At 53.9% G+C, this 21,151-nt stretch carries 19 protein-coding genes; 6 read left to right on the top strand and 13 right to left on the bottom strand.

All coding sequences use genetic code 11. The features are described 5' to 3' along the window. Positions 1–10: 10 nt before the first annotated feature. The 4 genes from BCS36_RS11705 to BCS36_RS11690 are packed head-to-tail and all read right to left on the bottom strand — an operon-like array spanning position 11 to position 4,478. The gene (locus BCS36_RS11705) at positions 11–985 is read right to left on the bottom strand and encodes a hypothetical protein (RefSeq protein WP_164561357.1); all 975 of its coding nucleotides are present in this window, start codon (positions 983–985) and stop codon (positions 11–13) included. Positions 986–988: 3 nt separating this feature from the next. Further along, the gene (locus BCS36_RS11700; protein ID WP_206215566.1) at positions 989–2,359 is read right to left on the bottom strand and encodes a restriction endonuclease subunit S; all 1,371 of its coding nucleotides are present in this window, start codon (positions 2,357–2,359) and stop codon (positions 989–991) included. Next, positions 2,356–4,182, bottom strand: a complete 1,827-nt coding sequence (locus tag BCS36_RS11695) for a class I SAM-dependent DNA methyltransferase (RefSeq protein WP_164561358.1) — start codon at positions 4,180–4,182, stop codon at positions 2,356–2,358. Before BCS36_RS11695 ends, BCS36_RS11700 begins: the two co-directional genes overlap by 4 nt. 53 nt (positions 4,183–4,235) lie before the next feature. Beyond that, on the bottom strand, positions 4,236–4,478 hold the full coding sequence (locus BCS36_RS11690; protein ID WP_164561359.1) for a helix-turn-helix transcriptional regulator: 243 nt from the start codon (positions 4,476–4,478) through the stop codon (positions 4,236–4,238). Between the two features lie 73 nt (positions 4,479–4,551). Between BCS36_RS11690 and BCS36_RS11685 the strand changes: the two genes are divergently transcribed. Continuing rightward, positions 4,552–4,815 carry a hypothetical protein gene (locus BCS36_RS11685; RefSeq protein ID WP_291303060.1) on the top strand — a complete coding sequence of 88 codons (264 nt, stop codon included), beginning with the start codon at positions 4,552–4,554 and terminating at the stop codon, positions 4,813–4,815. Here BCS36_RS11685 and BCS36_RS11680 read toward each other — a convergent pair. From BCS36_RS11680 to BCS36_RS11640, 9 genes are all read right to left on the bottom strand, one after another. Then, positions 4,810–6,387, bottom strand: a complete 1,578-nt coding sequence (locus BCS36_RS11680) for a relaxase/mobilization nuclease domain-containing protein (protein ID WP_164561360.1) — start codon at positions 6,385–6,387, stop codon at positions 4,810–4,812. The genes BCS36_RS11685 and BCS36_RS11680 overlap by 6 nt on opposite strands. Further along, a complete protein-coding gene (locus BCS36_RS11675) occupies positions 6,378–6,725 on the bottom strand; it encodes a MobC family plasmid mobilization relaxosome protein (protein WP_164561361.1) in 348 nt (115 codons plus the stop codon). The genes BCS36_RS11680 and BCS36_RS11675 overlap by 10 nt, the downstream gene beginning before the upstream one ends. A 184-nt stretch (positions 6,726–6,909) precedes the next feature. Then, on the bottom strand, positions 6,910–9,252 hold the full coding sequence (locus BCS36_RS11670; protein ID WP_241158695.1) for a DUF6371 domain-containing protein: 2,343 nt from the start codon (positions 9,250–9,252) through the stop codon (positions 6,910–6,912). Continuing rightward, positions 9,249–9,461, bottom strand: coding sequence for a helix-turn-helix domain-containing protein (locus BCS36_RS11665; protein ID WP_164561362.1), 213 nt, complete (start codon positions 9,459–9,461; stop codon positions 9,249–9,251). The genes BCS36_RS11670 and BCS36_RS11665 overlap by 4 nt, the downstream gene beginning before the upstream one ends. A gap of 245 nt (positions 9,462–9,706) precedes the next feature. Continuing rightward, positions 9,707–10,738 (bottom strand): hypothetical protein, encoded by a 1,032-nt coding sequence (locus tag BCS36_RS11660; protein ID WP_164561363.1) that lies wholly within the window; start codon positions 10,736–10,738, stop codon positions 9,707–9,709. Then, positions 10,701–11,039, bottom strand: coding sequence for a hypothetical protein (locus BCS36_RS11655; RefSeq protein ID WP_164561364.1), 339 nt, complete (start codon positions 11,037–11,039; stop codon positions 10,701–10,703). Before BCS36_RS11655 ends, BCS36_RS11660 begins: the two co-directional genes overlap by 38 nt. Beyond that, positions 11,036–11,878 (bottom strand): ATP-binding protein, encoded by an 843-nt coding sequence (locus BCS36_RS11650; protein WP_291303059.1) that lies wholly within the window; start codon positions 11,876–11,878, stop codon positions 11,036–11,038. Before BCS36_RS11650 ends, BCS36_RS11655 begins: the two co-directional genes overlap by 4 nt. Then, positions 11,872–12,471: a helix-turn-helix domain-containing protein gene (locus BCS36_RS11645; protein WP_206215568.1), complete on the bottom strand. Its 600-nt coding sequence runs from the start codon at positions 12,469–12,471 to the stop codon at positions 11,872–11,874. Before BCS36_RS11645 ends, BCS36_RS11650 begins: the two co-directional genes overlap by 7 nt. A gap of 85 nt (positions 12,472–12,556) precedes the next feature. Then, positions 12,557–13,693, bottom strand: coding sequence for a tyrosine-type recombinase/integrase (locus BCS36_RS11640; RefSeq protein ID WP_164561365.1), 1,137 nt, complete (start codon positions 13,691–13,693; stop codon positions 12,557–12,559). A gap of 367 nt (positions 13,694–14,060) precedes the next feature. On the opposite strand from BCS36_RS11640, the gene BCS36_RS11635 reads away from it, so the two are divergent. The 5 genes from BCS36_RS11635 (at position 14,061) to BCS36_RS11615 (ending at position 21,147) form a co-directional block, all read left to right on the top strand. After that, positions 14,061–14,720, top strand: coding sequence for a hypothetical protein (locus tag BCS36_RS11635; protein ID WP_291303058.1), 660 nt, complete (start codon positions 14,061–14,063; stop codon positions 14,718–14,720). A 1,093-nt stretch (positions 14,721–15,813) separates the two neighbouring features. Next, positions 15,814–16,770, top strand: coding sequence for a glycosyltransferase (locus tag BCS36_RS11630; RefSeq protein ID WP_291303057.1), 957 nt, complete (start codon positions 15,814–15,816; stop codon positions 16,768–16,770). Between the two features lie 319 nt (positions 16,771–17,089). Further along, positions 17,090–19,252, top strand: a complete 2,163-nt coding sequence (gene ppk1, locus BCS36_RS11625; protein WP_291303056.1) for a polyphosphate kinase 1 — start codon at positions 17,090–17,092, stop codon at positions 19,250–19,252. 1 nt (position 19,253) lies between these two features. Then, on the top strand, positions 19,254–20,189 hold the full coding sequence (locus BCS36_RS11620) for a hypothetical protein (RefSeq protein ID WP_291303055.1): 936 nt from the start codon (positions 19,254–19,256) through the stop codon (positions 20,187–20,189). A 544-nt stretch (positions 20,190–20,733) separates the two neighbouring features. Then, positions 20,734–21,147, top strand: a complete 414-nt coding sequence (locus BCS36_RS11615; protein ID WP_291303054.1) for a cytochrome c maturation protein CcmE — start codon at positions 20,734–20,736, stop codon at positions 21,145–21,147. The last annotated feature ends 4 nt before the right edge of the window (positions 21,148–21,151 follow it).

Here is a 21,151-nt window from a genome sequence, read left to right as displayed (position 1 = left end):
CATAGAGCTTTTACATGCAGTGTTTGGCTACAGACTTGAGACGCTCATGTTTATAAAATTTCAAAAGGGTTATCATTTTTGGAATGTAATCATTAACATAGTCTTCCACCAGCTTTTCCAAATTTTTTACAATACCCATTTTTAGCTCGTCAACATTATCCAGAGTGATTTTTAATTGCTCAACAGTACGTAGATTTTCTGAAAAATCCTCTCCTGGATATTTTTCTATCAGCATGCGCGTATTGCTTTCAAGATTCATAATATTTACTGTGTCAATCTTGTTTTTAACAAGTCTTTGTACGTCTATAATTCTTTCACGAATATGGGCTTGCTTTGCGTTGATGGCTATAAATTCTTTTTTAATTTTATAAAGATTGCATGTATTTTTGCAAGCATCGCATTTGCTCATTATATCAAATATTTCTGTTGCAGCGTTTGTATAAATATTATCAATGTTTATTAATGAAAGCTTTTCGCTTATCTTACTCTGCATTGTATGCAAGTAAGATACATACTGTTCGCGTGATATGTATGTAAGTGTTGCAAATTCATAGTATGTATTATTACAAAAATATGGATCTATTTTTTGTACGAAATCAGAAAGCACGTCATACTCTTTCTCTATTTTACGAATCTCTTCTTCTCTTATCTGGGCCTTTTTCATTTGGCGTATGGACAGAAAAACACCACCAAATGTAATAGCTCCGCCAAGATAGCCACCTAAAAAGCTGACCCACTCTTTGTACTCAACTCCCGGCAAAGGAGGAAAGAGCGTGTACGCATTAACAAAAAACAAAATAGGAACTATTAAAAATGGTATGGCAACACACGCAATAAGCAGAAAAAATAAATATTTATTACGCGAAAAGACTTTCATCAACTGAGCCATGAATCTTTCGCTTTTAGCATCTTCTTGCAACCCAAGAGATGCAAACCACTCCGCAATGCTTTGCCGAGGGGGGAACTTTTCCTCTTGAGTATCCATTGCTTAGGCCTCGCATTCCAAAGTATCTGCGTCATCACCATCCACAGCTTCTTCTGTGGTGAAATCTTCTTCAATATCAATTGTGAGGCTATCAGGAATATTGATATGGCGCACATCCACCTTGCCTGTCACCACATCGGAGATAAGGCGGGTGCGGTACTCGGTGAGGGTTGCAATTTCCTCACCAATGATCGTAATTTTCTTTTGATATAATGAATCAAGGATATTTAGTTTTTGAACGATAGCCTCCTGAATGCTTTCTTCTGGAAGGGGAATGAGCATTTGACCTATCCGTTCGACATTCAAATTTCCCTGAGTGTTCACAGGAGCTTCTTTCAATAGCTCTGGCTTCATCGCTAAAAATAAAAAGTACAAATACTCTATGCTGGCACACCTCGGAATAAATCCAACAATACTATCAGGGAAACATGCATTAAATTTCAATATTGAAACGTCGCCTATGTTAGCGGCAATTGTCATGACAAGAGTGCCGATAGGGAATTCTTTGCTTACGGCAAACCCAAGTGAGTTGAGCGTTTGCTTGTATGATTCAATATATTTACCAGACTGTGCAACATCCCCTGTTTGAATAAATGGGAATTTCCCGCCATATAAGCGCTCATCATTTCGAGGGCGGTGGTTAAACTTACCCCGCAAAATTTTGGAGACCTGCTTTATCTTAAGAACCTCCCACCCCTCAGGTATCTGACCTATCCAAGCAATGCCGCTGTCTTTCATGGGGGCGTTGGGGTCGAGGCCCTTGGTCACGGCCTGATTGATGATGGCCTGTTTCTTCTCTTTGAGCAGGGCAATCTGTTGTTGCTTGATCCTGATGAGCTGGTTGATTTTGCCGACCTTGGCGTCAAGGTAGCGCACGATCTGGTCTTGCTCTTCGCGGGGAGGGATAGGAATAGAGTGCTCTCTCAGTTTTTTGTAATCAACATTTTGGCCTTCTCGAATCCCTGTTACACAGACCTTCAACAAATCAAGAAAACACGGAATTTTTGCAAAATACCTAAAATATCCCGGCACCATTTTTGAAGATGAGATCATTACTGTATAAGCAGGACTGATGATTCCATCAGCGTGGGAATATTCAATGCCCCCCTGAAACGAGCGCAAGCTGATTACAAAATCGCCTTGGCGCACAAGTTTCAGAAGGTGGAGATCTTTCGTTGCTTCTACAGTCCTTGATCCATAATCCTTTTTTAGAACAACACCTTTATTTTGTGTTGCTGCCAACAAGGGCTTATCAGGATGACCTTTTTCAATTCGTTCACTGAAAAGGCGCTTTACTTTTTGGAATTGCCAGTGCGCAGGGATCTGGGGCAGCCAAAATTCATCTGTGCATTTATACTCCCCATACCCCTTCATGCCAGATCCCCCAGAATCTCGGCCATGAGGCCCTGGCTCTGCGCTTCCAGCGCGCGCAAGTCCGCCGTGATTTCCTCAAGGGTGCGCAGTTGCACGGGCTTGTAAAAATATTTGGTGAAGCTCAGTTCATAGCCGATGACGGTCTTGTCTTCGTCCACCCAGGCGTTGGGGGCAAAGGGGCGCACCTCTTTTTCCACAAAGGCGTCTATGCCGCCGGGATAGGTCAGCGGCACCTGCTCTGTGTCGGTCAGCTCTTTGTCAGGCTTCATCTGGCCTTTTTTGTCTTTCTGCGGTTGACCTTTGGCGTTCAACAGCGGCTGGAGCACAGTTATCTTCCAGTAGCCGAATTCCTTGTTGTCAAAAATCTTGCTGTATTCGTTTTCCTCAAACTGCATATACAGCTCAAGAATCTGGCGGCGCAAATCACGGCCAATGGTGCAGTTTTTTTCGCCCAGATTTTTGCGCAAGGGCTCTTTGAGGCTGGTAGCGTCGATGAGCTGTATCTTGCCCTGTCGCGCCTTGTCCTTGCGGTTGGAAAGCACCCAGATGAATGTACCGATGCCGGTGTTGTAAAACATCTTTTCCGGCAGGGCGATAATGGCCTCCACCAGATCGTTTTCAATCATGAAACGGCGGGCATTGCTTTCGCCCTGGCCTGCGTCGCCGGTGAAGAGCGACGAGCCGTTATGCACCTCGGCAATGCGGCTGCCAAGCTCGGTGCCGTGCTTCATCTTGGAAATATTGTTCAGCAAAAAGAGCAACTGCCCGTCGCTGATGCGCGGGATCATGCTGAACTTGGGATCATCCTTGAAGCTGGTGACAAAGCGGCTGTCCAGAATTTCCTTCTTGCCGCCCATTTTTTCGGCGTCCACCTTCCATGTTTTGCCATAGGGGGGGTTGGAAAGCATGAAGTCGAATTGCCGCGTGGGGAACTGATCGGCAGACAAGGTGGAACCAAAGGCGATGTTTTCGGCCTGATCGCCCTCGCCCTTGAGCAGCATGTCGGCCTTGGCAATGGCATACGTTTCCGGCGCGGTTTCCTGCCCGAACAGGTGAATGGAAACCTTTTTGCCCTGCTTTGCCGCGAGGGCATGCAGGCGGTCTTCCGCCACGGTGAGCATACCGCCCGTGCCGCTGGCCCCGTCATAGCAGGAGTAGGTAGCGTCCTGAATGCGGTGGGCAATGGGCTTGAAGATAAGGTCGGCCATCAGCTCCACCACGTCGCGCGGGGTGAAGTGTTCGCCCGCCTCTTCGTTGTTTTCTTCGTTGAAGCGGCGGATCAGCTCTTCAAACACCGTTCCCATGCTGTGATTGTCCAGCGCGGGCAGGCGCTCGCTGCCGTCGTCATGCAGCACAGGTTGGGGGCTCAGGTTGATGAGCGGCGACACGAATTTCTCAATGACAGCCCCCAGGATGCCGCTTTCGGACATGGTGTCTATCTGCGCGCGAAATTTGAACTTGTCCAGAATCTCCTGCACGTTGGGCGAAAAGCCATCCAGATAGGCCATGAAGTCGGACTTGAGTTGTTGTTCCTTGGCGCGGGATGTCAGGTCTTTGAGGCAGAAGGGTGAGGCATTGCAGAAAGCTTGCCCTGCTGCCTTGCACAGGGCCGGGGTCTGATTGCTGATCTTTGCTCCGTCCATGGTCTTCTTCATGGCGAGCACAGCGTCCTTGGTGGGTTCCAGCACCGCGTCCAGACGGCGGATCACCGTCATGGGCAAAATAACGTCGCGGTACTTGCCGCGTGTGTAAATGTCGCGCAGGCAGTCGTCCGCAATGCTCCATATGAAACTGATAATCTGATTGTGGACTTGGCTGGTCATCCTTTCCTCTATGTGCGTGCTGCCCGAACATGTCGTCAGCAACAGACTGCATGTTATTGATGGTCGTTTGTGTGGTGCGCTTCCATAGCCAGAATCAAGGCTGAGGCCCTTATCTCCAACGCTGTGGCCAGCGCAAAGAACATCTCCAGATTCGGGAATTTCTGGCCGCTTTCCATCATGCTTATGTAGGACGTGACCACGCCCACCTTTTCGGCCAGCTCTTCCTGGGTGAGCTTCTTTTCGGTGCGAAAGCGCTTGAGAATCGGGCCAAAGGCACGGGATTTGGTCTTTTTCATTCATAGACCATATCCGATTGCCTTTGATTTGTTTTTCACCTATAGATGAAAAAACTACCTATAGGTGAAAAATATGCGGTATGCAACCGGCCCGTTATGCGCCTTCCACTCCGTGCCCGACACGGTAGCCTTTGATGCTGTAAAGCAGAGGTTGTATGCGGTCAGTGGGTGCGCGAATTATTATGAGCTGGCGGAGTTCTTGGACACCAAGCCCGCCAAGCTGTCTGATGCACGGCGGCGGCTGCACATACCTGTAGAATGGCTGCGCACGGCATTTTTGAAAACCTATGCGAACCCCGTATGGATTCTCACCGGAGAAGGCCAACGCGCGTTATAGCCCCATGCCCGGCCCACGGGAGCGTTGCCGCTCCCGCAATCTTTCTACTTGCCGGGCAACAGCGCGTTCAACCGCCTCAACAAGGGCTGTAAGCTCTCGTACACAGCGTTCAAGCGCGTCAAGTGCGCGGTCAAGGCCGCTTGTTCGGCTTGCAGGGTTCGGACTGCGTTCTTGAGGGTCGCCAGCTCCCCGCTGTGGTGTTGCAGGGTCTGGGAATGGGCGATCTGATTGTTGCGCAGAAGCTGTTCCGTCTGCGTCAGGGATTCTTTGAGCATCCGTTCCAGTTCGGTCATGGTCTATTTCCTCACGATGCGCCATGCGTCGCGCTTGCCCGCCATGCCGCTGTTGATGATTGTCCAGCCCTCCGGGGTCAGCAGATAGTCCTTGCCCTCTGAGCGCAGGGGTTCCAGCCCCTTGAAAGTGTTCCAGATTGCGGCACTCTCCGTTTCCAGTGCTTCTTTCTGCTCCTTGAGCGTCACTATCTCTGTCCGTAGGTTCGATACCTGCTTCCCGGCCAGTGTCATCAAGCCCCAGCCCCCCAGGCCCGCGCCCATCAGGATGCTCAGGCTCAGGAGCAGGCTCCGCAAGCATGCCCAACCAAAGGCGCGGTGCAGCGTCCGGCTGCGGGAGCTGATGCTGCTTTCCAAATTCCCAAGCTGGGCGAGGATAGCGGCCTCGGTTGTACTCAGCGCGTTTTGCGATGACTGCCGCAAGCTCTCGCTCAAGGCGCTGAACTGTTGCCGGGTCAGGCTCTCCATCTCCTGCCGCTCCTGTTCGGCCTTGACCCTCACTCGTTCGGCCAACGAACTGGCTGAAGTCCCAATGTTCTGCATACATGCCTCCTTTCAGGCGCAATTTCTCCCCGCTGTCAGGGTCTTTGACGGTGATGTAATCCTTGCCTGCCCGGTTGATCTCCAGTCCGGCCTCTTGCAGGGCCATGAACACCTCGGCGCGGTTGGAGGCCTGCCCTTGCTCCACCTTGGCCTGCACGTATTCGTGAATGGCCTCCTTGGCAGTGGCTCTATCATCCGGCGTGGGTGTCTTGCCCCAGCGCAGTAGCCGCGCCCGGTGCAAATCCGCATGGGCCGGCGTGTACATGCGGGTGCGGGCCGGATCGTCGGGCCTGGCCCATCCCTCCCGGTGGTTGTGCAGGTCGCGGAACAGGTCAAAATGCTTCTGCCAACCGGGCGGACAGGGGTTGAATGCCTTGCCGCTGGCAAGCTCCACACGCGGAATCACAAAGTGCAGTTCGTGGTGCCCGGCGTGAACGTGCCGCACCCAGAGGATATTGCGCTGACCCGCCTCCAACCCGGCAAAGGCCAGAGCTTCAAAGTCGTCCATGACGCGCTGCTCCTGCTCCGGCGTCACCGTGTCGTCGGGGTGCCACGACAAAGCCCCGGCGGTGAAACGCCATTTGGTGTCCAACGAGTCGATGAGCGAGCGCGTCACCTCCGGGTCGCCGCGCAGCACATCCGGCAGGTGGGCGTCGCGTCCGGGGTAGTCTTCGCGCACAAGGTAATTGGTGGGGCCTTCGCCCGCGCCCTGACCGTGAGGGAAAACTTTCATGTACATGGCGCTTCCTCTGGTGCGGATGCGGGGGGCGGTGTGTCTGTTCGGACAGCATTTTCGAGGCTGACCAGGGCGGTAAGCACGTCTAGGGCTTCAGCGCGGCTCTTGTGGATATTGGCCCAGCGGGCAAGCTGGTTGAGGTTCGCGCCGATGCGGGCGAGCTGCCGGACGCGCTCTTTCTCCAGAGGCGTCTGCCGCAGCCGGTAGTCCAGGGCACGCTGGCGGATGAAATCCGTCACGGTCTGGCCCTGGGCAGCAGCCTTGGCGGCGATGGCTTCCTTCTCCGCCGGAGTGACGCGCAGCTTAATCCACGCGCTGCGGGTGTCGCGCTCCGGCTTCATGGTTTTGGCCTTTGGGCTTTAAAGGGGGTCGAGGGGGCGAAGCCACCCGCCAGCCCCGGCAGGGGGCACCGCGTCAGCGTGTGCCCACAACGGGTAGGCTGGCCCTCGCCTTTAACGCCATAGGTAGGCACGCAACGCTCTACGGCTGCGAAATATGAAAAAAGCGAAAGAAGCGAAAAAAGCCTCATGAGCGGGCCTCCCTTTTTTCGCTAAATTCGCCTTTTTCGCTTTGTTCGCTTATTACGCGCAACGCTATTATGAGCCGGGGGCGGCCTGCGTTTTTCTGCTTCTGGATGCTGATGCGCTGTTGCCCTTCCAGTTGTTGCAGGAGCGGTTGCAGGCGCTCGCGGGGCACATGACGGTTGAGGGCGGCGCTGAGTTCCGTGGCTGTGAGCGGCCCGGCCTTGAGCGCCTCCAGCACCTTTTCCTCCAGCGGATCGGCCACGCGGTCGCCAAAAATATACAGCGCCGACTCCTGCGCATAGTTCCACATGGCCAGGGCCGCTTTCAAGTGGTTTTCGGCAATCTGCTCCGCACCGTCCAGCAAGGCGTAGATGAGGGCAAGCCGCAAAGTCTGGGCCTCGGCACGGTTGATGATGCTCCCGGCAAGACCGCTGTGCTCCTGCGAAAGCTCAGTGTACAGGCTTTCCCACAGCGCCACGGCGGGCGGCGTCATGGTCATGGTTCCGCGTCGCTGGGCAAGGCCCACCAGCCGCCAGAGTTCGCGCTGCAACGGGGCCAACTCCACGTCCGGCATTCGTGCAGGCAAAGGCACCAGTTTGGCGCGGCGGGCACAAACCCAAAGGAAGCGGTTGCCGAAACCGTTCACGGCCTGCACTTCACCCAGGCACACGGCCAGTTCCTGCATAGTGATGTGAGTCAAAATGCTGATGTGCGCCCCGCGCACAGTCACGGGGTTGTTCTTGGTCAGCGGCGCATAGTCGCCGGAATCCCAGAAGCAGCGGATGCCCATAGAGAGCGTGTTGCCTTCACGCTTGGTGCAGGCCAGCCCGCTGGCGAACTCCTCGTCCAGAATGATGAGGCGCTTGTCGCCCTTCTCGCGGATTGGCTCGTTGGGATTCTGGCGCTGGTGGCGCTCGCGTTCTTCGTCCGTTTCGTCGCGCACATGGTGAGCCAAACCTTCGCCGGTGGAGAGCGGGCCGCCGCTCTCTCTGGCGGACAGGGCCACGCCCCAGCCTTTCAGGTCGGCAGGTTGGCAGTGTTCGCGGCCAAAGAGCTTGGTCACGGGGTGGCGCGACGTGCCCTTGCGGGCCTTGCTGGAATTACCGCAGATGACGGCAAAGAGGCGTGGCGGGTGGATGGTCTCGCCAATATAGAAGTGCGGGCCAAGGCCGGAGCGCCCGCCGTAGCTGTAGACCTCTGCGCCGAAGCGCACCAGGGCGGTGACGCACACCGCCGCCGGGTCGGCCTCGCTGTTGCGGGTGGCAAGGCGTACAAAATCACCCAGCAGGCCGGGGCAGGCATCCCACGAGAAACGCGGCCACTCTTTCAGGGTGAGGTCGTCGGTGTCGGGCGGCGGGGGTGTGTCTACTTGTATTGCGGCCATATGGCCGCCATTGCGCGACGAGACGGAGCGGTAGAAGTCTTCCACCGTCAACGCATCCTGCAAAGCGGCGTGTGGGTTGAAGCCTTCCGGCGCAGGATCGGCTACGTCCCATTTCTCAGGAAGACTCGCTGATGGCAGCACCACACGGATGCTGGCGGCGGTACTCTTCAACAGAGACGCAATTTCCAGCGCGCCTTTGAAGCCCGGCTCGTCGTTATCCGGCCATATGATGACGACACGGCCCGTCAGCGGCGACCAGTCCGCTTTGCCCACGGCATTGGCCCCGCCGCTCCAGGTAAGCACGGCATACTGCGGGAAGAGAGCCTGGGCTGCGTCCGCTGTCTTTTCGCCTTCCACCAGTAGCACGGGACTGTCTGTACGCTGAAGGCCGGGCAAGCCGTACAGCGGGCGCGGCTCTGGCAAAGCCTTCCATACCCATTGAGGTCGGCCAGTGCCATAGTGCCCAAAACACAGCGGCAGAATGACCTTGCCTTCAGGCGTTTCAAAACGGGCCACATGGCCAAGGGTGCGGCCCTGTCCATCAGCGTAACGCCACAAGGCAGAGGCCTGCCCGTGCTGTGCATGGTGGCGCGGCGGCTCGGGTGAGGACTCCGGCACGGGCAGGATGACACTGAACGCGGCGGGCTGCTGGATCGGCTGCGGCGCGTTCTGTCCAGTGTCCACGTGATACCGGCGCGCAAGCTCCTGGGCGGCCTTGCCCTGGCGCATGTTCCAGACCTTGGCGGCCAGGGCGATAACATCGCCCCAGCTTTCGCCTGTAGCAAAATCGCTGCCCTTGCCTGTCTCCAGGTTTGTGGCGCAGGACGTGCCCGCGTCGCCCTGCAACGACGCGCACACATAATCTCTGCCCGAAATTCGTCCGCCGGGCAGAAGGTCTGCCAGCACTTCCGGCAAGCGTGGGGCAAGGGCGGCTTTGACCTGCTCGAAGATGCTGGTCATTTGCTACCCCGCAGTTGAGGGGCCGTGTCGGTGGTATGCACGCCCCGCGTGGCGAACCAGGCTTCCAATTCAGCCAGATCGTACATAACGCGGCTGCCGAGCTTGAAATAGCGCGGGCCTTTCTTGCGGCAGCGCCACAGTTCCAGAGTGCAGGGCTTCACGCCGAGGTAGGCGGCGGCTTCCTGGGTGTTGAGCTTCTTGCTGGGCATATTCGATTCTCCTTTCATATTTTGGCCGTAGCGCTATGGCTTCCGGCTTGTTTTGAAAGAAGAATATCCAGCTTGAGGAATAGTAAAATTTGCCGCCGTGTTCTTGCCAAAAAAAAAGAATCTCAGGGTTCTGTGAACCAATGAGATTTTTTCAAAAATATCTTTATATTATATAGTGTTAAGTTGGTTGCGGTGCGTTGGAGTTCACACAGAAAAATTCACAGAACCCCTATATTTTTGCCCTGTCAGCGCTTTGGGTTACGCCCGCCGCCACGCTTTGCCAAGTCTCCCAAGCCCTCGCGTATGGCTTCCATAGCCCACCCATTCAAATCAAATTCACTCTTAGACTTAGGCTTCTTGTCTTCTGAAGGCTGAACAGCTTTTCCGGCAAGCAAGAGTTGCTTTATCTCCTCTTTTAAATCCGGGAACTCTTCCACTGCCACATCAAAAGCTGCCTGAATGTCGGTACGGGTATATGGCCTCTCGCGGCTCCCCTGCTCACACAGGGCATTCACAAGGGGGCCAGCTACCCGCCAGAAGACAACCCTGCGGATCGAGCTGTTGTCTATTGCTGTTTCACGACCTGACTGTGTTTTGCAGATATTGCGTAGTTTTTCATTATCTTCCCGTAGTTTATCAGCTTGCGCGACTGTTTTGGCTAACGTATCTGTAAGCGCATTTATCTCTATTTCTTTTTGAGCAACAGCAGCTGACTCCAGTGCGGATATTTCCTTCGCCAGTTCCTGCACCATTTGTTCATATGTTGCGGCACGTATGCATAGTCTGTTGTCGCCTTTATAGTATTTAATTTTTTCTTTGTTCATCAGGAAAACATATCTTTTTACAGTAGCATCTTCTAAATAATCATTTAAAATAGGGACACTCGATACATACAGTGGTATTTCTTGCTTTATAATATAGGCTATTTGGTCATTGAGTTCCAAAAGTCCTAAGCTCTTCATGGCGTGTGAAAACTCAACAATTTTGTCCATCTTTTCGCTGAGGGCGATATGAAACTTAAGAGAAGCCTTCATGGCAAAGAATACAACTGACGCGAGCACCAGTGCAGTAAAAATTATCAGTGAAGTTATGATGATTGGTTTTGTCGCAATTTTAGACGCATACAGCCATTGCAGGGCAGCACTTCCAAGCAAAAAACATAGTGCGGTTACTCCGACAGAAAATAACGCTTGTGGTACATCCTTCCGAATCAAGAACTGCCTAACACCAATCCAAAACTCAGGTGTTGTCATTTGACGAATGCGCTTCAGCATCACACCTGCCCTCCGGCATGTAGTCTTTGTCCCACATCTCACGGTATGAGTACACGTAACTTGCAGTCGCTTCGGGATCAATCGCGTAGTAGTATCGGCACAATTTTTTGAAGAGCACCAAGATGCGGTCATCAAAGCCGAAATCCAGCATACAGCTCAAAAGCCATTCAATCCGTTTGGGGTCTTTGCAGCCTTCGCGGGTAATGTCGCCAACTTGTATTGCAAAGCCTGTTTCTGCCTTGCGGGCAAGGTGATTGCGGGCTTCTACAAGCGGGCGAAGCTCTTCAACGAATGCCTTTATCATGCCAGCACTTCCCACCTGCCGCCCTTGGCCGGGCCAACGCGGCGGATGAGCCCTGCTTTACGCATGTCAGCTATGGCGCGTTCTATCGTTCGGGTGGTGACGCCTAGGCGCTCGGCGAGCTGCGGGGTGGTCTGGGTGTTGTTATGGCGCAAGGCCTCCAAAATTTTCCCCGACATTTTCCCCGACATTTTCCCCGACATTTTCCCCGACATTTTTCCCGACATTGTCGCCGGAATTGTCGGGGAGCTTTCCATCAACGTCAGTTCCTCCAGAGCCTTTCGCTTGATGGTTGCCGTAAACAAACATCCTTCATGGTCATTCACGAAATCGATGTCCGGCCAAGCCTTTAAAGCGCGTTTGATGCCTGAACCGAGGCCGTGGTAAGGCAAGAGCCCCTTGGCCACATACGACACAAGAATGGGGTTGCGGATATTGGAGTTGCCTTCTTTGATTTTTTCCACGGTCAGGTTGTTGGGCAGATGACCGGGGCTGATGATTTCGATGCGATTATCAAAAATGAAGATGCGTATGGCCGCGCTGACCAGGTAATCCCGATGCACCAGGGCATTGACCAACAACTCTTCAAAAACGCTTTCGGGAATTTCAGGCTGACCCGGCGAGTTCACGCCGCGCCCTGCCTGTACTTTGTGCAGGTTACGCATGATGAACGACTGTGTGTAATCAAACACTTGGCGAAGCGGGCCGGAAAAGTCCTCGGTGTCTATATAGGCATTGGCATGAATCGCATTGCCAGGGTAGCGGATGGCCTTGACCACAAATTGCGGCACAATCCATTCCGGGCGCTCAGTGAACATGAGTACCCCGGCGAGGTTCAGCACACCACTGTCGGAGCCATGTTCATGTTTTGCAACAGGCGCAGCAGATCATCAGGTGCTTCAGGGAACTCGTGTGTGTGGTGTTTATGGAGAAAATCCCGAAAACGCAGCCTGTCCAGCTTGTCGATGCCCGCCTTGGTGGGGAGCTCGTCAGCGTGAAACTGTGAACTGATCTGGAACAGGCGGCGCAACTCCTCCTTGGAGTTTACCCGGCGCTTGTCGGAACCTGCTTTCAGCCAGATGACGCCGTTTTTATCAAAATATGGCTTATCCAGTCCCTTGGGCACGGTGAGCACGATCACCAGATTGCCGTTTGCCAGCAGCACGTTCTCGGTGAGCACGGTCAGCGGGCTGCGCACCAACTGACTGGCGGCATTGCTGATAAGTTGATTGATGCGGGCCACATCCTTGTGGGAAAGGCCCGGCACAGTGTTGTGATCCGTCACGCCAAGATAGATGGTGCCGCCGTCAGAATTGGCAAAGGCCGCCATTTCCGCCGCCAACGATTCGGCATTGTGGATGTCGGCTTTGAATTGGCGGGAACTGTCTTCTCCCAGGGCAACCTGGGCAAGCAGGTCATGTTCGGTAAGGGGCATGGCGGGCCTCACTGCGTGTCTATGTTGTTCTGACGGCATCATACTGTGTCAAAGCAGGGCTGCATAGTGGCGAAATGATAGGGCGTCACAACCCTGCCAATATCTTCGCCGCCGCGTTACCCGCTGCCGTCATGGATTCGGGCAGAAACTGGCCGTATTTCTTCTTGGTGAACTCGGCGTTTTTGTGGGTGAGCATTTCCGCGATCATGTCCAGGGTGAACTGGCCGCTGTTGGCCAGGGTCACGGCGAAGTGATGCCGCAAGCCGTGGAAGGGCCGGAACTTGGGCGGCAGGTTGGCGGCCTTGCGGATGGTATCCACGGCGCTGCAATCCTTGCGGAGATTGCCGTCCTTGCCGGGGAAGACATAGGGACTGCCGGGAAAGCGTTCGCCCTTCCAGGCCAGTTGGGCGCGGATGACCTCTTCAGCCACGTTGCTGAGGCCTATGGACACGGACTTGCCGCCCTTGGGATCGCGGATGCGGATAAGCTTCATGTGAAAGTCGAGGTCGCCCACTTCCAGTTTAAACATTTCGCCGCGCCGCATCCCTGTAAAGAAGGCCAGCAAGAGCATGTTGGCCACGTCGCGCACGGGCCATTCCTTGAGCACGGCCAGAAAGCGTTGGGCCTCGTCCGGTTTCAGATATTCGATGACCTCGTTATCCTTGACCGGCATTTCGATCTGAAAGCTTAGGGCCGGGCAGCGGTTGGTCTTGTAGCCGAAGTTGACGATGCGCCGGAGCAGTTCCAGAGCATTCCACACGGTGGCGGGTTTGCGGTCGCTCAGGGACTTGCGCAACTCTTCGATGACCTGGGGCGTGATCTCGTTGACGGTGCGCTTGCCGCACAGCGGGAGCAGGTGGTTCTTGTAACGATTTTTGTCGGTGACAATGCCCTTGAGCGTGGGGCCTTTGATTTCAAAATAGGCGTCGCCGATTTCCTGAAAGGGGCGGTTCTTTTCACTCTGCTCGCGGCGGATCTCTTTGGCGGTTTTGACTTCCTCACCGTGCCGCACGGCCTTGACGCGCTTGGCGCGGATTTCTGCCGCCACTTCCGCGCTGTAGCCTTCGGATATTCTGCCGACCTTCTCCCAGATCAGACGTCTGCCCGAACGGAAGTTGATGAAGAAACACAAGTCAGGCGCACCGTTGAATACCTCGTCCAACTCGTACACATAGACGCCCGCCCACTTCTTGGGGTGATACCGTTTGTATTTTGAGGCCATATGTGTACTCCGAACTCAGGCAGAAGGTTGTATTTAGGGGCGCTCTCCTTTCCTAACCACGATTTCAGTCCTAACCTATTCCTAACCACAAGGCAAGATTGTCTCGGTTCTGTTCGGGTTGCGTCAAAGCAGTTACTCATATATTTATTTGAAAATAAAGGATATTCAAATCCAGTCCTAACCAGTCAAAGCCCTTCAAATGTCTTCAAAAAGGGCTCATAACCCGAAGGTCGTAGGTTCAAATCCTGCCCCCGCAACCAGATTTTTCAAGCCCTTACGGAGACGAGCCGTAAGGGCTTTTTTCGTAAGCTGATTTTATTCCTACCACTATTCCCACCTTTTTGGGAGAGAATTTGGAGGTCAACTCATGCCAAACAGTCAATCTCTTGCAATGTCAGCTTTTGATATGATTTCACTGATAGCTTCGCTATCTTCTCTGATTGTATCAATAGTAGCGATTACTCTTTCTATCATTTTTTATATCCTTTCGACAAAAGCAGCAAAGGATATGGAGAATCAATCTAAAAACATTGAATCTTCTGTAGGAAAGCTAGAAAGCTTATTCGACAGGCTTTATGCTGATACATTTTCAATGATGAAGGATACAGTATCAGACATGAGGAAGCAGCTTTGGTCAAATCCATCAAAAAGCACTGATGAAACAAATTATATCAAAAAGAAAGAAATAGAAGAAATAGTACGAAATTCACTTGGTACAGAGCTTAAAGGAGAGAATAATATTGATAAAATAGTAAAAGAAATTGAAGAAAAGTTAAACAAAATAGCATTTCATACAAAAGATCCGCAAAGAGAAGCTGTTGTGCTTGAAGCTATAAAAAAGCTATCCCCAATTTCATTTGGAGGGCTTGTAAAAAAAATGGCAATAAAAGAAAGCAGCATAGTTGGGGATATATTTGAGCTCCGTAATAGGGGTATTATTACGTGGAATGGCTCTGACGACGAATTGGGGCGTGAGAACATTATTTCTATTGTAGATAGTGATATCAACCTCAAGAAAAACGAGTAAATCTACCACAAGAACAATAATAAATTCGTGTGATAGATTATTTTATCGATTTTATGACTGTACAATTTTCCTAAATAGCTTCTGACAATTAGGCGTATTCCCAATTCTCCGGGATTATTCCGGCATTCCTTCATGTTCGCCTCAAACGCGGCCTTATTCTCCGGGGCATGTACCAATCAATGGTCTTTAACTTTTTTCTTCATGCAACCCTCTGGGTAAAAAAGAAACAGCGCAATCAACACCAATGGGGATGATTTTTTAATTTCACGGCTGTTCTCTCTTCGATACCCGTCCGACCTTTATTTCATTCTCCAGCTTACTAATTGCCAGAATTTCCTTGGTCCTCTTAAATATTTGCCATGGAGCTATGATAAACTCGGCAAGCACGGAAAGACAAAGTTTAAGGAACAAGTAAACGATCAAGTCCGCCCCGGTGGTCAAAAACACGGGCAATGGCAATGAATTTATAAACTGCCTGCCCCAATAGGCCCCGGCGAGCATCAGGCCGATAATGATTCCACCTTCTGGTTTGTCTGGACATTGAAAGCCACAAAAGAGGCAACACCCACAAAAATTAACCAGGTTACAGCGAGGTTGAGGTAGAGCCGCCGCGCACATATCCATTATACGCGTGCAAGCAAGCCATGCAGTGAAAGAAAAATTTAAACTTTATTCAAGAATATTAAATTATTTCCAATAGATAATAGCCAATCGAATTCAATAAGAACATATAATAGGATGCTCATAACCCGAAGGTCGTAGGTTCAAATCCTGCCCCCGCAACCAGATTTTTCAAGCCCTTACGGAGACGAGCCGTAAGGGCTTTTTCTTTTGTCCTACCCCATTCCTACCCGGCAAGGTTTGCTTGGTTGTAACGCGCGCCTTACAGGCAGGGGCCAGCGCGTTTTTGCGTTGCAACCGCCCTGGCGGTCGGGTGGCAGGCGTGCGCCGCAGTCTTGCGAATTGCTGTAAGACGCATTACCAATAATACTCATACAGGCGCACAATCGCCTCAGGCTCCGGCATTTTTCTTCGGCAATTGGCGCAGCCACGCGGAACAGCTGGCCGCGCAAGCCCCCCCGTGAGGTGGCCCATGAAAATTGCATTTTTGCACGGCAAGGGTACAGATTATTTTTTGCATGGCATTGTGGAGGAACTTTCTGCACGGCATGAGGTGCGCGTCACCGGCACGACGGATATGGATGAAATACAGGCCCTTCTGCACTGGGCCGATGTGGCGTGGCTGGAATGGGCGGCCTCGCATGCCCATGCCGCCAGCCTTGTTGAAGACGCCTGTCCCCTGGTTTGCCGCCTGCACAGCTATGAATGCTTTGTGCCCCTGGGCATCGTGTGGAAAAACATATCCAGAATGGTTTTTGTTTCTCCTGTTATTGAGATGCTTTTTAACGCGCAGGCTGCGGGCGTGCCGGGCGAAGTCATGCTCAATGCCGTGGAAGCGCGCAAATTTCCCCTCAAGGCTTCACGCGAACGCACCGGAAAAATCGCCTGCGTGAGCCTGGCTATGAACGCCAGCAAAAACCTGCCCTATGCGCTCCAGATGTTCCACACGCTCTGGCGGGACGACCCCTCCCTGACGCTGCATCTGACCGCCGAGCCGCACGGCGGCGTTGAGGATCAGCGCACCTTTACCTATCTTACCTTCATGGTTGAAAACCTTGGCCTCAAGAAGCACGTGTTTTTTGAAAAAAACGTGCCCAGAGACAAGATGAATGACTGGCTTGAGGACAAGGATTGCCTGATATCCGCCAGCATTTTTGAAAGCTTCGGCTACAATATTGCCGAGGCCATGTGCAAGGGCATCAAGCCCATTATCAACAACTTCTGGGGTGCGGGATTTTTCTTTCCCAAGCAGTACATCGCCAACACGCTGGACGACGTGCGGCGCATCTACGCCACGCCCGCAGACCCGGAAGCGCTCCGCGCCTTTATTGAAAAGCGCTACTCCCCACGGCGTCTGGCTGCCCAGGCCGAAGGCGTGCTGCTCAGGGCTGTTGAGGAAAGAAGCACGGTACGGGCGACAGAATACTAGGCCGAATGCCACATTGAAATTCTTTGTGTGGGAGGGGACACTTTTGCAAAAAAGTCCCTCCCACATGCCTCCGCCCCTAAAATCCTCATAGCATTTCAGACCTTTTTACCGTTGAAAAAGGGTACACGCTTCAGCGCAGCACACGAGTGCAGCGCCCGCATGTGACGCGTTTTCCACACGGTCAGGCAAGATTCCTGCGCAAATCCGCCCGCGTGTGGCGCAAAAATATACTTGCGTTCCTTTTGTCACATGATCTTCACACAGGGATGTTACATGCACAGGCATACCATAACATACTGTGGAGCCTGGAGCTTTGATCATGAAAGACAGTGGCAAGATGAACAACAGGGAGTTGAGCTGGTTGTGCTTTAACGAGCGCATACTGCAGGAAGCCCGCGACCCGTCCAATCCTCTCGTGCAGCGGCTGCGCTTTCTGGGTATTTTCTCCAGCAACCAGGACGAATTTATCAAGGTGCGCGTGGCTTCGCTGGCGCGCCTTTCACGCAGCCGCGAACCGGGAAAAATACTGCTCATGGGCGGCCTCAGCCCACAGGAAGCCCTGCACCGCGTCAACAGCAGGGTGGCCAAAGGGCAGGCCGCCTTTCGCGAAACGTATGCAAGCATCCTTGCCGCCATGCAGGAACAGGGCATACGGGTGCGCAACGAAACCCAGCTCACCCCCGGGCAGGAAAAATTCTGCCGCGACTATTTCACCCAGGTCATCAATCCGCAGCTGGTTCCCCTCATACTCAACAAGAGCGCCAATCTGCCCTTTCTTCAGGACAGTCACATCTACCACGCCGTCAAAATGCAGCCCGCCAGCGGCAACAAAAACCGCTACGCCATCATACGCATCCCCGTGAGCTCCGAATGCCCGCGCTTTGTTGAAATGCCTTCGCCCGCCGGGTGCAGCGACATCATCTTTGTGGACGACATCATCCGCCTCTGCCTCAACGACATCTTTTTCATGTTCAACTACGACTCCATTTCGGCATACACCTTCAAGGTCATGCGCGATGCGGAGCTGACCCTGGACGACGACGTGTCCAAAAGCCTCATTGAAAAGATGGAAGAAGGGCTGGAGCACAGGCTGCGCGGCCGTCCTGTGCGGCTTATCTATGACCAGGCCATGCCACAGGACCTGCTGAACCTGCTGGCGTCAAAGCTCCGCCTCAAGAGCGGCGAACTTGACCCCGGCGCGCGCTACCACATGATGCGCAGTCTCATGAACTTTCCCCGTGTGCGGGCCGACCTTGAAAACCGCGTCATGCCGCCGCTGGAACACCCGGACATCAAGCCCTTTTCCAGCATCCTCAAGGTGGTGAAGCAAAAGGACATCCTGCTGCACTTTCCCTACCACCCCTTCAATCATGTTGTGGACTTTCTTGGCGAGGCCGCCATTGACCCCAAGGTCACGGACATTTCCATAAGTCTGTACCGCACGGCCGACCATTCACGCATCATCAACGCGCTGGTCAACGCGGCCCAGAACGGCAAGAAGGTTACCGTATTCGTGGAGCTGATGGCCCGCTTTGACGAGGAGCGCAACGTCAAGACCATCGATATCCTGCACCAGGCGGGCGTCTGCATCATCCACGGGTTGCGGGATCTGAAGGTGCACTGCAAGCTTGTGCTGGTTGAACGCACCGAGGGCCGTAAAAAAACGGGCTATGTCTACATCGGCACCGGCAATTTCAATGAAGACACGGCGCGGCTCTACAGCGACGTGGGTCTGCTGAGCGCCGACCAGCGTTTTGCCGAGGACGCGCGCAGCATTTTCAATTTTCTTGGGGCCTCGCACAAGCCCATAGCCAGCAGGGATCTGGTGGTGGCCCCGCACAACATGCGCACCGTGTTTTCGCGGCTTATCGAAGCGGAAATACGCAACGCCCGCGCGGGCAAACCGGCCTACATCTATGCCAAACTCAACAGCCTGACCGACGAGCGCATGATCAACCTGCTCTACAGGGCGGGCAAGGCCGGGGTGGAGGTGCGCCTTATCATACGCGGCGCCTGCTGTCTCAAGCCACAGCAACCCGGTCTCAGCGACAACATCTGGGCTATCAGCATTGTGGACAAATTTTTGGAGCACGCCAGAATCATCATCTTCTGCAACAATGACGCGGAAAAGGTCTTTATTTCCAGCGCGGACTGGATGCCCAGAAACCTCGACAGAAGGCTTGAGGTGGCTGCCCCGGTATACTGCCCGAAACTGGGCCAGACCCTCAGGGACATCTTTGCCATCCAGTGGTCAGACAACATCAAGGCCCGCGTGCTTACCGACACCTGCGCCAACAGCTACCATACGGGGCTTGCGTCCATTCCCTGCCGGTCGCAGACCATGCTGCACGACTATTACCGCCACAAATCCCACCAGCACAACGGCGTAAAACCGGCGCAGCAGCCTGCGCCCAGGGATAAATACTCCGTCCCCGCTGCCGCGCCTGCTGCGGCTCCCACTCCAGCCGCATGCGGAGAATGAGATGAAACTGCAAACCGTTGCCGCCATGGACGTGGGTTCCAACGCCATCCGGTGCCTTATCAGCGACGTTACGGGGCTGGGGCCGGACAAGCCCGTAAAAAAGAGCGCCTACCTGCGCATCCCCGTGCGCCTTGGGGCCGACGTTTTCACCAGCGGCCGCATCTCGGACGCCAGACAGCACATGTTTCTGGAAGCCATGACGGCCTTTGTGCACCTCATGCGGGCCTACGACGTGGACCACTACCGCATCTGCGCCACCAGCGCCATGCGCGACGCGGCCAACGGGCCAGCCCTCATCAGCAGCGTGAGCCGCGCCACAGGGCTTGAAATTTCCATCATCTCGGGCGTGGAAGAGGCAGAGATTCTCTTTGAGGCCAATACCTTTTCCGCCTGGGCAGACCCGAACGAAACCTCGCTCTATGTTGACGTGGGCGGCGGCAGCACCGAAATCATCGCCGTGAAAAACAATACTCTGCTGGAGGCCCAGTCCTTTCAGGTGGGCACGCTGCGCATGCTGGCCCAGGTTGTTACGCCGGAAGAATGGCTGCGCCTTGACGCCCATCTGGCGCGCATGGCCGAAACCTACAAACCGCGCCAGATCATCGCCTCTGGCGGCAACATCAACAAGGCCGCGAAGCTGTTGGACAAAAAAGAAGGCAAGGCCGCCAGCCGCGCAGAGCTGCAAGCCCTGTATGAAGATCTGCGCAACCTGCCCTACAACGAACGCATGACTAGGTACCGTCTCAACCAGTACAGGGCCGATGTCATCGTGCCCGCGCTGGAGATATTTCTCACCGTGGCGGCTAGATCGGGCGCGGGCAGATTCATCATCCCCAAGGTGGGCCTCGTGGACGGCATGGTCAGGCACATGTGCTTTTACGGCGGGGCGGAACAGGCCCGGCGGCCCCCTGCTCCCTCATTTCGGGATATTCCGTGATTGCTTTGTGGGGGAGGGGCCCTTTTGCAAAAGGGTCCCTCCCCCACACCCCCACCCCCTAAAACCTTTATTCATATCCACTGGCCTTCCGCGACCGCCGCAACAGTCAGCCACAGCATCCCTTTGGACAGCAAAACTGGCGCGGCCAAGGCCCCCGTAAAAAAAGTTTCTTTCAGTCAACATTCGTGCAAGCTCTCGCACCGGCTGCCTCGCGTGCCGCTGCGGCGCGTTCCAGCGTTACCCGACGGGCTGCCTTTCGCGGCTTTTTGTTTCAAGTAATTAGCCACTTACCTAGTTTGATGATGGGGAATAACGGGTAACAGCCATCTGTGGCCCGATCACAAAGTCCGCGCCGCACCCTGCTTCGCCCCTCTAATAATAATTATTCCCATCTTGTCAGAGGGCAGGAAATGGTCTAGGTTGTTTTTCGCACAGACGCGTCTGCCGACCCAAAGCCACGGGTCACACCTTCATGCGCACGACACGCCGCCCACGGCGCGTTTCGCCTGTGATCAAGCGCGTATACCGCAGGAATGAGGTAATCATGGCCCGCAAAAAAAACACCAGCATCTATATAGTCGCCCTGCTGCTTTTTCTCGGCGGCGTCGGCTATCTGGCCTATTCGGGCTTTTCGGAAAACAGCGTGTATTTTCTTAATGTTTCCGAAGCCAGAGCTTCCACGCCAGACAAACTGACGGCCGCCCGGCTTTTTGGCACAGTGGCGGCTGACGGCATTGAAAAAGGATCATCCGGCTCTGGCGTAAATTTTCTGCTTGAAGACAAGGACAATGCCAGCCAGACCATAGCCGTCAGGTACAGCGGCACTGTGCCCGACACGTTCAAGGCGGGCGCGGAAGTCATCGTTGAAGGCGGCATGGACGCTCAGGGCAGCTTTGTGGCCAAAACATTAATGACCAAGTGTCCTTCCAAATATCAGAAAGAAAACCGCCAGAGCTGACGGC

The sequence above is a fragment of the Desulfovibrio sp. MES5 genome, from assembly GCF_002237645.1.
Classification (GTDB): domain Bacteria; phylum Desulfobacterota; class Desulfovibrionia; order Desulfovibrionales; family Desulfovibrionaceae; genus Desulfovibrio.
This window is presented reverse-complemented; position numbering and strand designations above follow the sequence as displayed.